Below are 10,128 nucleotides of genomic sequence, written 5' to 3' on the forward strand. Positions count from 1 at the left end.
CGTCGCGGTCCACGTGCCTGCGCTGAAGCGCATCTCGATGTCCGGGCCCTTCAGCGCACCGACGTCCGAGATCGCGGCGGTGAGCGTCGCGGTGCCCGTGTTGGTCGTGTTCGCGTCGACACGCGGCGCCGGGATCGACAGCAGATCGCCGCCCGCCGCACCGGTGTAGTCGACGCCCGCGCGGTTCTGCGCGTTCACCGTGGTGGCGAATGCCGTCGCCATGCGACCGAGATCGGCGCGTGCCGGGTCGAGCACGCGCTCGCGGAATTCGACGAGGCCGCCGACTTCGCCGGACAACGCGCCCGAAGGCAGTCGCACGGGGCCGGCCGGGGTGTCGAGCGACAGCACCTTGCGGTCGAGGCGATACGGATCCTGCGCCAGCGTCAGTTTCCCGGCGCGACCGCCGATCACGAGAGCCTGCCCGCCACTGAAGACGTTGAGCGAGCCGTCGTCCTGCGGCACCACGTCCGCGCCGGTGAGAGCGGCGAGCTTGTCGATGCGAAGGTTGCGCTGGTCGACGAGGTCCGGGCTGGCATTGCTGCCCGACGCGCTGATCTGCAGGTTGAGCTTGGCGATCTCGCCGGCGAGCTGGTTGGCGGTGTCGACCGACGCGGCCAGGCGCTGGTCGGTCTCGCTGCCCATGGCGGTGAGCTGCGAGTCGATGCTGCGGAAGCGCGCCGCCAGCTGGTCGGCCGAGTCGAGCATCGACTGGCGCGCGATCGCCGAGCCCGGCTGCGAAATCACGCCCTGCGCCGCGCTGAAGAAGGCCGAGTAGGGCTTGCCGAGGCCGGTCGATGTATTGCTCAGCAGGCCGTCGAGGCGATCGGCATAGCTGCCGAGCTGCGTGAGCCGGCCGAGTTCGCCGCTGCTGTCGACCTGGCGCGCGAAGGTGAGCCCGTCAGCGAGCCGTTGCAGCTGTTGCACCGCCACACCCGAACCCACGTAGCCGGTGCCGACGTTCTGGCCCGGCCGCGCCTGCAGGTCGACGCGCTGCCGGGAGTAGCCCTCGGTGTTGACGTTGGCGACGTTGTGGCTGACGGTGCCGAGCGCTCGCTGGAAGGCGAGCAGGGCGGACGAGCCGGTCGACAGGACGCTCATCGCTTATGCACTCCCCAGCGCCGCGAGCGCGCGACGCATCGTCGCGCCGTTGGCGATCGCGGTGATCTTGTTTGCGTACGACGGATCGGTCGCATAACCGGCGTGCTGCAGTGCGGCTGCGAACTGGTGGGCGTCCTCGCCGGTGCCGCGCGCGCTGGCGTATCGGCTGCCACCGAGCAGGCGCGCGTAATCGGCGAAGCTGTCGGCGGGCGTCTGGTAGGCGCGGAAATTCGCGCGCTGGCCCTGGCGCACGCCGGCAACGTATTCGTGCGTCGCCGCATTGACCTTCTCGCCGTGCCAGCCACCGCCGGCCTTGATGCCGAACAGGTTGTGCGACACGACTCCATTGCCGCCGACCAGTCGACGGCCCCAGCCGGTTTCGAGCGCCGCCTGCGCGACCAGTGCCTTCGCGGATACCCCGAGCTCCTGCGCGACCTTCTTGGCGTGCGGCCACAGTGATTTGACGAAGGCCTCGGGGCTGCTGCAGTCCAGCGGCGTGAGCGGGCCGCAGGCATCCGTGCCGGACGAACGCGCGGATGCGATCGGCGTCGCGACCGGGGTGGCCGACATCGCCGTCAGCGACACGCCGCTGGTAGTGGGTGCAAGCGTGACCGCAGCGCCGAGTTTGATCGGGCCGAGCCCCGACGGCATCGCGAGGGGAAGCGAATTGGCCGGCCGCGTGAGTGGTAGCGGCGAGATCGCGGGCGCGGACGCACCGGTCGACTGGCCCGTGCTTCGTTCGAGCTGGCGCATGATCATCGGCGCGAGGCCAAGGCCGCGACCCTTGGTCAGCGCCTTTGCGAGCTGGCCGTCGTACATGTCGCGGTAGGTCGTGTCCCCGCCGGACAGCGGATCGCCGCCTGTCGTCGATCGCATCGACTTGATCAGCATCCCGGCGAACTGGGTCTCCAGCTCGTGGGCGGCTCTTTCCATGGCGGGGCGCGACGTCGAAGTCGTCGCGGCGTGGTCCAGGGCGATGGCGGTCGGCAGGCGCATGTCGTCACCGATGCAAGCAGCGTGCCCGGGTGGGCGGGGCGGTCAGCCGGGATCCATGGGGCGGGAGGCTTCCGATACGGGTATCGGCGCGCGCCGGCGCGGGTGAAGTGGCGGCCGACCGGCGGCGTCAGATGACTTCGAGTTCGGCGCGCAGGGCGCCGGCGCGCTTGAGTGCCTCGAGGATAGCCACGATGTCGCCGGGCGCTGCGCCGACGGCGTTCACCGCGCGGACGATGGCATCGAGCGACGTGCCACCCTCGAACTTGAACATGCGCCCGCCGCTCTGCGTGGCCTGGACCGTGGACTGCGGCACTACGACCGTGTCGCCGCGGGCGAATGCTTCCGGCTGGCTCACCTGCGCGTTCTCCGTGATCGACACGGTGAGCGAGCCGTGCGACACGGCGGCCGGCAGCACCGTCACGTTGCCGCCCATCACCACGGTGCCGGTACGTGCATTGACGATCACCTTCGCCGCGGCTTCGCCGGGCGACACGTCGAGCGATTCGAGCTGCGCGAGGAAGGCGACGCGGTCCATCGCCGGCGGCGCGATCTCGATGGTCACGCCGTCGACGGCGCGCGCATGGCCGGCGCCGAAGGTGCGGTCGATCGCCGACACGATGCGCGACGCCGTGGTGAAGTCGAATTCGTGCAGGTTGAGCGTGACGCTTCCGCCCTGCGGATTACCGGGCACCGCGCGTTCGACGATGGCGCCGTTCGGAATCGTGCCGGCGTTGGTCGCATTGACCTGGATGCGCGAGCCGTCCTTGCCGCCGGCGCCGAAGCCGCTGATCACCAGCGTGCCCTGCGCGACCGCATAGACCTGACCGTCGGCACCCTTGAGCGGTGCCATCAGCAGCGTGCCGCCACGCAACGAGCCGGCGTTGCCGATCGACGACACGGTGACGTCGATGTTCTGGCCGGGCTTCGCATACGGCGGAAGCTCCGCGCTGATCGCCACCGCGGCGACGTTCTTCAGCTGCGGGTTGACGCCCGGCGGAATGGTGACGCCGAGCTGGTCGAGCATCGACTTGAGCGACTGCACGGTGAACTGCGTCTGCGAGGTGCGGTCGCCCGAACCATCGAGGCCGACCACCAGGCCGTAACCCACCAGCGGATTGCCGCGCACGCCGGCCACCTGCGCGAGGTCCTTGATGCGCTCGGCATGCACGGGCGAGCCCACGACGAGCATCGCCGCGATGGCGAGCAGGGTCTGCGACGCGGACATGCGTGCCGGACGCGTGCCGATGCGCGGCTTGATTTCGATCGGGCCGTTGTCGGCGCGGCGCACCCCGAACTCGCTGTCGCGATCGGCGTCGAGCTCGAAGGCGGCGGAGTGTCGCGGCGTGCGAATCCGCCGCAGCAGCGCCAGCAGGCGGTGCATCGGCGTTGCGGACGCGGCGGGGGCGGAACGGTCGATCGGCATGTCGGCAACCCTCAGTACGGCATCAGCGCGGAATTGAAGAAGCGGCCGAGCCAGCCCATGGCGTTGCTGCGCGCTATGGTGCCGCGACCGCCGTAGACGATCTTCGCGTCGGCGACGCGCTCGGAGCTGATGGTGTTGTCCGCGGAGATGTCGGACACGCGCACGATGCCCTGCACCTGCACCACTTCGTCGCCCTGGTTGAGCCGCAGCTTCTTCTCGCCGGAGACGAGAAGGTTGCCGTTGCCGAGGTCCTGCACGACGGTGACGGATACCGTCCCGTCCAGCGAATTGCTCTGCTTGGTGTCGCCGCTTCCGTTGAAGCCGCGCTTGCCGTCGATGCCGACCTGCAGGATGTTCTTGCCCTTCCAGGTGACCGACTGCCCGGCGATGGACGGCGCGGCCATGTCGATGCTGGTCGCCTTGTTGACTGCCGTGGATGCCTTGGTCGATGCGCTGGTGGTTTCGACCAGGATGATGGTCAGCAGGTCGCCGACTTCGCGCGCCTTGTTGTCCTGGAACAGCTTCATCGTGTGCGTGCCGCTGGACGTCGCGCCTGCATAGATCGAGCCGCCGCCGTCGCCGCTGCTGGCCGTCATCGCCACCGGCTGCATCACCGGTTGCGCGGACTGCAACGCTGCCGTGCGTGCGGCCATCTGCGCATGCACCTGCGCGGGCGTCGGTACCGTCGGATCCGGCTTGAAGGTGTTGACGTCGCCCATCGCGGTCGCGCAACCGGAAACCGACACGAGGGCGCAGAGCAGGGCGAGCGTCTTCATCGCGATGCCTCAGAGATTCTGGTTGAGGTAGCCGAGCATCGAGTCGACCGTCGAGATCGCCTTGGCGTTCGTTTCGTAGGCGCGCTGCGTTTCGATCATCGACACCAGCTCTTCGACGACATTGACGTTCGAGCCTTCGACCGAGCCCTGCACCAGCGAACCGAGCCCGGAGGTGCCGGGTGCGCCCTGCTGTGCGGGACCGCTCGCGCCGGTCTCGGCGTAGAGGTTTTCGCCTTTGGCTTGCAGCCCGGCGGGATTGACGAAGTCGGCCAGCGTCAGCGAACCCACCTGCGTCGGCGCGGTTTGCCCGGCGATCTGCGCGCTCACCGTGCCGTCGGCGCCGATGGTCACGCTCTGCGTGCCCTGCGGGAACTGCAGGCCCGGCTGCACCGGATAACCCTCGTTGGTGACCATCTCGCCCTGCGAGTTGATCTGGAACGAGCCGTCGCGCGTATAGGCCGACGTGCCGTCGGGCATCAGCACCTCGAAGAAGCCGCGGCCGTTCACGGCGACGTCGAGCGCATTGCCGGTATTGGAAAGGTTGCCTTGGGCGAAGTTCTTCGCCGTAGCTGCAACGCGAACGCCGGTGCCGATCTGCAGGCCGGTCGGCAGCTGCGTCTGCTCGGAGGTCGAGCCGCCCGGCTGACGCACCGTCTGGTAGAGAAGGTCTTCGAAGTTGGCGCGGTCGCGCTTGAAGCCGGCCGTGTTGACGTTCGCGAGGTTGTTGGAGATCACCGACATGCGCGTCTGCTGCGCGTCGAGGCCGGTCTTGGCGATCCAAAGTGCCTGGGTCATGACGGTGGTTCCTGTGCGGTGCCGGGATTACTTCGAGGAAAGGAGCGAATTGCCGCTGCGCGCGTTCTCGTCACCGCTCTGCAAGAGGCGTACCTGCATCTCGAACTGGCGGCTGTAGGCGATCATCGAGACGAGCATGTCGGTCGCATTGACGTTGCTGCCTTCGACCGCGCCGCTCACCAGCGACGCGCCCGCCGCCTGCGGCGGCTCGTCGGCGCCGGGCCTGGCGCGCATCAGTCCGTCATCGCCGCGCACGAGGTCGGACGTCTTCGCTTCGACCACCTTGATCCGGCCGGACTCGGTGATCGTCGAGGCCGGCTGGCCCTGCGGGACGATCGAGATCGTGCCGTCGCCGGCGATGGTCAGCGTCTGGTACGGCGGAATCGACAGCGGTGCGCCGCCGGAATCGAGCACGGGCAGGCCGCTCGACGTGGTGAGCAGGCCGTTCTCGGTGAGCTTCAGGTCGCCGGCACGCGTGTACGCGGTGGTGCCGTCGGATGCCTGCACCGCGAGCCAGCGGTCCTGGTGCAGCGCGACGTCGAGATCGTTGCCGGTGTTGATGACCTGGCCCGCGGCATTGCTGACGCCCGCCGTCATCGGCACCGCAGCCACTCGCGAGGACAGCCCGTCGCCGAGCACCGGCGTGGCCTTGGTCGCCACCAGCTGCTGCTGGAAACCGACGGTGTCGGCATTGGCGAGGTTCTGCGCCACGCTGGCCTGCGCGCGCAGCGAAGCGCTGGCACCGGTCATGGCGATGTAGAGCGACTTGTCGATCATGTCGTGCCCGGGGCGGGCGGCCGCAAGGCCGATGCCATGCCAAGGCAAGAGCCGTTCCAGCGCAGGTGTCGTGGCGCAGGCCGAAAAAAAAAATCGGCCGCCGCCCCCTCAGGCGACGACCGACGCATCCCCCCGGATGTTCCTATCAGCGGATGTTGATCACCGTCTGCGTGATCTGGTCCTGCGTGGTGATCATCTGCGCGTTCGCCTGGAAGTTGCGCTGCGCCGTGATCATGTTCACCAGCTGCTCGGTCAGGTCGACGTTCGACGACTCGAGCGATCCGCCCTGCACGTTGCCGAATTCCGACGAGCCGGCCGATCCGCGCAGCGGCTGACCCGACTCCGACGTCTCCGCCCAGGCGTTGTTGCCGAGTGGCTGCAGGCCCTGCGGATTGGCGAAGTTGGTGAGTACTACCTGGCCCAGCGCCGTCGACACGCCATTGGTGTAACGCGCCTGCACGACGCCGTCCGATCCCACTTCGATGCCGGTCAGGCGCCCCGTCGTGTGGCCGTCCTGCGTCAACGCCGCGACGCTGAAGCTGTTGCCGAACTGCGTGGAATTCGACAGATCCATGGTCACGGCGATCGGCGCGGCGCCCGTGGTCGGCGTGTATGCCGGCAGCGTGATCCTGCCCGGCGACGGCGAAGTAAGCGCGCCCATGTTCGAGTACTGCAACGTCTGCGCGGTGCCGACGGCGGTGCCATCGATCGTGGTGTTCACCTGCCACTCGTTCGGATTCGCTGTCTTGACGAAGTAGAGCGACTGGCTGTGCGCCGCGCCGAGCGAGTCGTACACCGTCATCGACGTCGTGTAGTTGTACGAGGTCGGGTCGGTCGGGCTGAAGGTCGCGGTAACGGGAACGCTGGCGCCGCCCGGCAGGTTGGTGTTGACGCCCACGTTGCTGGTTGCCAACGGAGCCGAATCGCCGGACTGGAGCTGCAGGTCGTTGACGCGGCCGGTGTCGAAGCCGGTTCCGCTCGCGCTCGGCTGGTACACCTGAAGGCGCTGGCCCGAGGGATTGACCACGAAGCCGTCCTTGTCGGTACCGAAGTTGCCGGCGCGCGAATAGACAAACGAGCCGCCATCCGAAAGGGTGAAGAAGCCCTTGCCATTGATGGCGAGGTCGAGCGCCTTGCCCGTGGTTTCCACGGTGCCCTGCGAGAACTGCTGCGCCACCCGCTGCAACCGCACGCCGGCGCCGATGGTGTTCTTCGACGAGCCGTAGGACGACGTCGGATATACGTCGGCGAATTCGGCGCGCGACTGCTTGAAGCCCGTCGTGTTCGAGTTCGCGATGTTGTTCGAGGTGACGTTGAGGTCGGACTGGGCCGCGTTCATGCCGCTCAGCGAAATACGGAAGCTCATGGATTCACTCCTGGATGCGTGAGGCGGGTCAGCCGATGCGGCGGACGGACGAGAGCGGTCGCGGCCCGATGCCGGCGAGGTTGAGCACGAGCCCGGATGCTTCGATCGAGACGCTGTCGATATGCGCGGCGATGCGCGTGGACAACGCCTGCGCCGATGCGCCGGTGCCGGTGGTCGCGCGGATGGTGTAGGTGCCGGCGGGCGCGGTGCGGCCGTCGGCGGTCTTGCCGTCCCAGCCCCAGGCCACGTTGCCGGCGCCCGGTGCGTCGACCGGCACGCGGTCGATCACCTGGCCCGCGGCATCGACGATCTCGACGTTGATGCTGCCCGCCGAGGTGGCGACGATCTCGCCATTCATGCCCGTGCCGGCCTGCAGCTGCACCGTGTCGGTATCGACCAGCGCGTCGTGGCCCACGAGCGATGCGGCGCGCAGCGTCTGGTCGGACTCCATCACGTTCGCGACGGCGCCCAGCGCGCCCTGCATCCCCTGGATGCCCTGCACGGTCGAGAACTGCGCGAGCTGCCCGAGCATCTGCGTGCCTTCGAGCGGTTTCAGCGGATCCTGGTTCTTCAGCTGCTCGGTCATCAGTCGGAGGAAGTCGGCCTGGCCGAGTTCCTTCTTCCGCGTCGTGGGCGCCACCGAGTACTGCGATAGCGCGTCCGTGGCATTGCCGATCGTGGTCATGTCGTTGTGTCCTCGCGGCCTCAGCGGCCGAGGTTGAGCGTGGCGACCGCGAGTTCCTTGGCGGTGTTGAAGACCTCGACGTTCGCCTGGTAGCTGCGCGAGGCGGAAATCATGTCGACCATCTGCGCGACGGGATCGATGTCGGGCGCGTAGACGTAGCCCTTGTCGTCGGCCATCGGGTTGCCGGGCTCGTAGCGCTTGAGCGGCGCGGCATTGGATTCGGTGACGGTCTGCACCTTGACGCCGGCGAGCGCGGGATCGCCTTCGACGGGCGTCGCCTCGAACACGGGCATCTTGGCGCGGAAGGTGTCCTCCGCCTTGCCGGAAATCGAGTTGGCGTTGGCGAGGTTGGACGCGACGGTCGACAGCCGCACCTGCTGCGCGGTCATCGCGCTGCCGGCGACGTCGAAGATGGGCAGGTTGCTCATGCGTCAGCCCTCATTGCCCGGTGATCGCGGTCAACATCGTGCGCACCTTGGCTTCGACGAAGTTCAGCGATGCGCGGTATTCCAGCGAGGCCTGTGCGAACGCGGCCTTGGCGCGCTCGCCGTCGACCGTGTTGCCGTCGATGCTGGGCTGGCTGGACGGTGCGTCGAAGCGGGCGGCCTGGACTGCCGCCTGGAGCGGGTCGGCGCCGGCGTCGGCCGCTGGAGCCATGGCGGCGTTGAGGGCCTTGGTGAAGTCGAGGTCCTGCGCGCGGAAGCCCGGGGTGTCCGCGTTCGCGATGTTGGCCGACAGCAGCTGCAGCCTCTGCTCGCGAAGGGCGAGGGCGGTGCCGTGGATGCCGAGGAACGATTCGGTGGACATGGGGCCCCTCCGAGGGGCGGGAGTGTCGGAGGGGGTTAGGCAAGGGGTGTGCCAGTGCGTGAAACGCTTTGGCCGTGATCGAGAGGCCCCATGCCTGTCCGGCGCGGGTAACGGGCGTCGGCAAGGCCCGCCGCCCGGCTTACCCGCCATGCAGGCCGGCAAGAAAGCCGCGGAGCCCCGGCGGTTAGGCCGCCCGCGCCCGCTGCAGGGCCTGCACCCGCGCCTCGATCCGGCTCGCCAGTTCGCGCTCCGAATACTTCGGAACGAAGTCGTCCGCGCCCACCCGCTCGACCATCGCGTGGTTGAACACGCCCGACAGCGACGTGTGCAGCAGCACGTGCAGGCCCCGCAGCGCTGGCGCGCGCCGGATTTCCGTCGTCAGCGTGTACCCGTCCATCGCCGGCATCTCGATGTCCGAAATGACCATGGCATAGCGCTGCGTCGGCGGCTGGCCGCTTTCCGCCATCTGCTGCAGATGCTCCAGCGCCTGCCGGCCGTCTGACAGCAGGGTGGCACCCAGGCCCAGCTGGTCCAGCAACTGGCGGATCTGGTTGCGCGCGACGCGCGAATCGTCGACGACGAGCACCTCGCGCGGGATATCCGCCGCGATGTCCAGACGCTGCACTCCCGACGCCTCGTTCGCGCGCGGGGACGATTCGGCGAGCACGCTCTCGACGTCGAGCAACTGGATGAGTTCGCCCTGGAAGCGCGTTACGCCGGTGAGGTAATGGCAGTCGCCGCCGAGGTCCGGTGGCGGATGGATGTCCTCCACCGCGATGTTGACGATGCGTTCGACCCCGGACACCAGAAACCCCTGCACCGTCCGGTTGAACTCGGTGACGACGAGGTACGGCGGCTCGGGCGCGCCGGGCGTGCTGGCATGGCCGACGGCACGCGCAAGGTCGAGGACGGGCACGGTGCGGCCGCGCACATCCGCGGCGCCACTGAAGGCGGGCGGCAGCTGCGGCAGGGTGAACAACGGCGGCCGCGGGATGACTTCCTGCACCTTGAACACGTTCACGCCAAAAAGCTGACGCGAGCCCAGGCGGAACAACAGGAGGGCGAGCCGGTTGTGGCCGGCCAGGCGCGTGCGTTGGTCGATTCGGTCGAGAAGATCGCGGCTCATGCCTGCGTTGTCGGCGCCGCCCGGGGGTTCCTTGAGAGCGAACGGGCGCCGCGGCCGGCTTCGGCACGGCGATTGCTAGCTGTCCGCCATGGCTCGATCCGCCCGCCCGTTCCACGTGCTTTCGCACCGCGTCGCCGCCGCAATGCTGCTGGTCGTCGCGGGCGCGTTGCATGCGGGGCCCGCGGTGACGCCGGTGGCCGACATCCTGAAAGCGGCCGAGTCCGCACTGGGCGGCGCAGGCGCGCAGGTGCAGGCGTCGGTCGACGCGGCGGTACGCAT

Annotated in this window: 11 protein-coding genes and 1 pseudogene; 1 reads left to right on the plus strand and 11 read right to left on the minus strand. The window is 68.7% G+C overall.

The window, feature by feature from the left end:
- The 11 genes and pseudogenes from flgK to FW784_RS09390 all read right to left on the minus strand — a co-directional run.
- Nucleotides 1-1,098 (minus strand): flagellar hook-associated protein FlgK (flgK, locus tag FW784_RS09340; protein ID WP_149353078.1); only part of this gene is annotated, 1,098 nt, incomplete at its 3' end.
- Nucleotides 1,099-1,104: 6 nt separating this feature from the next.
- Nucleotides 1,105-2,025, minus strand: a pseudogene (flgJ, locus tag FW784_RS09345) (flagellar assembly peptidoglycan hydrolase FlgJ); the annotation flags it as partial.
- 196 nt (nucleotides 2,026-2,221) lie between these two features.
- Nucleotides 2,222-3,319 carry a flagellar basal body P-ring protein FlgI gene (locus tag FW784_RS09350; protein ID WP_149353087.1) on the minus strand — a complete coding sequence of 366 codons (1,098 nt, stop codon included), beginning with the start codon at nucleotides 3,317-3,319 and terminating at the stop codon, nucleotides 2,222-2,224.
- A gap of 209 nt (nucleotides 3,320-3,528) precedes the next feature.
- Nucleotides 3,529-4,293, minus strand: coding sequence for a flagellar basal body L-ring protein FlgH (locus tag FW784_RS09355; protein ID WP_235893635.1), 765 nt, complete (start codon nucleotides 4,291-4,293; stop codon nucleotides 3,529-3,531).
- A 9-nt stretch (nucleotides 4,294-4,302) separates the two neighbouring features.
- Nucleotides 4,303-5,088 carry a flagellar basal-body rod protein FlgG gene (gene flgG / locus FW784_RS09360; RefSeq protein WP_149353080.1) on the minus strand — a complete coding sequence of 262 codons (786 nt, stop codon included), beginning with the start codon at nucleotides 5,086-5,088 and terminating at the stop codon, nucleotides 4,303-4,305.
- Nucleotides 5,089-5,115: 27 nt separating this feature from the next.
- Nucleotides 5,116-5,862 carry a flagellar basal body rod protein FlgF gene (locus FW784_RS09365; protein WP_149353089.1) on the minus strand — a complete coding sequence of 249 codons (747 nt, stop codon included), beginning with the start codon at nucleotides 5,860-5,862 and terminating at the stop codon, nucleotides 5,116-5,118.
- A gap of 148 nt (nucleotides 5,863-6,010) precedes the next feature.
- Entirely contained in the window at nucleotides 6,011-7,231 is a 1,221-nt protein-coding gene (gene flgE, locus FW784_RS09370; RefSeq protein ID WP_149353081.1) for a flagellar hook protein FlgE, read from the minus strand.
- Nucleotides 7,232-7,259: 28 nt separating this feature from the next.
- A complete protein-coding gene (locus tag FW784_RS09375; RefSeq protein ID WP_149353082.1) occupies nucleotides 7,260-7,916 on the minus strand; it encodes a flagellar hook assembly protein FlgD in 657 nt (218 codons plus the stop codon).
- 20 nt (nucleotides 7,917-7,936) lie between these two features.
- Nucleotides 7,937-8,344 (minus strand): flagellar basal body rod protein FlgC, encoded by a 408-nt coding sequence (gene flgC, locus FW784_RS09380; protein WP_149353083.1) that lies wholly within the window; start codon nucleotides 8,342-8,344, stop codon nucleotides 7,937-7,939.
- A gap of 10 nt (nucleotides 8,345-8,354) precedes the next feature.
- On the minus strand, nucleotides 8,355-8,723 hold the full coding sequence (gene flgB / locus FW784_RS09385) for a flagellar basal body rod protein FlgB (protein ID WP_149353084.1): 369 nt from the start codon (nucleotides 8,721-8,723) through the stop codon (nucleotides 8,355-8,357).
- A gap of 184 nt (nucleotides 8,724-8,907) precedes the next feature.
- Nucleotides 8,908-9,849, minus strand: a complete 942-nt coding sequence (locus FW784_RS09390; protein ID WP_149353085.1) for a chemotaxis protein — start codon at nucleotides 9,847-9,849, stop codon at nucleotides 8,908-8,910.
- A gap of 88 nt (nucleotides 9,850-9,937) precedes the next feature.
- Here FW784_RS09390 and FW784_RS09395 point away from each other — a divergent pair.
- Nucleotides 9,938-10,128 (plus strand): hypothetical protein (locus FW784_RS09395; protein ID WP_149353086.1); only part of this gene is annotated, 191 nt, incomplete at its 3' end.

This window comes from Cognatilysobacter lacus, assembly GCF_008274655.1.
GTDB lineage: Bacteria > Pseudomonadota > Gammaproteobacteria > Xanthomonadales > Xanthomonadaceae > Cognatilysobacter > Cognatilysobacter lacus.

Bases quoted from the DNA above. Each gene is read 5' to 3' on its own strand.
- FW784_RS09375 (WP_149353082.1), bottom strand. From the start codon at position 7,916: ATGACCACGATCGGCAATGCCACGGACGCGCTATCGCAGTACTCGGTG.
- flgG (WP_149353080.1), bottom strand. From the start codon at position 5,088: ATGACCCAGGCACTTTGGATCGCCAAGACCGGCCTCGACGCGCAGCAG.
- FW784_RS09355 (WP_235893635.1), bottom strand. From the start codon at position 4,293: ATGAAGACGCTCGCCCTGCTCTGCGCCCTCGTGTCGGTTTCCGGTTGC.
- FW784_RS09350 (WP_149353087.1), bottom strand. From the start codon at position 3,319: ATGTCCGCGTCGCAGACCCTGCTCGCCATCGCGGCGATGCTCGTCGTG.
- flgC (WP_149353083.1), bottom strand. From the start codon at position 8,344: ATGAGCAACCTGCCCATCTTCGACGTCGCCGGCAGCGCGATGACCGCG.
- flgB (WP_149353084.1), bottom strand. From the start codon at position 8,723: ATGTCCACCGAATCGTTCCTCGGCATCCACGGCACCGCCCTCGCCCTT.
- FW784_RS09390 (WP_149353085.1), bottom strand. From the start codon at position 9,849: ATGAGCCGCGATCTTCTCGACCGAATCGACCAACGCACGCGCCTGGCC.
- flgE (WP_149353081.1), bottom strand. From the start codon at position 7,231: ATGAGCTTCCGTATTTCGCTGAGCGGCATGAACGCGGCCCAGTCCGAC.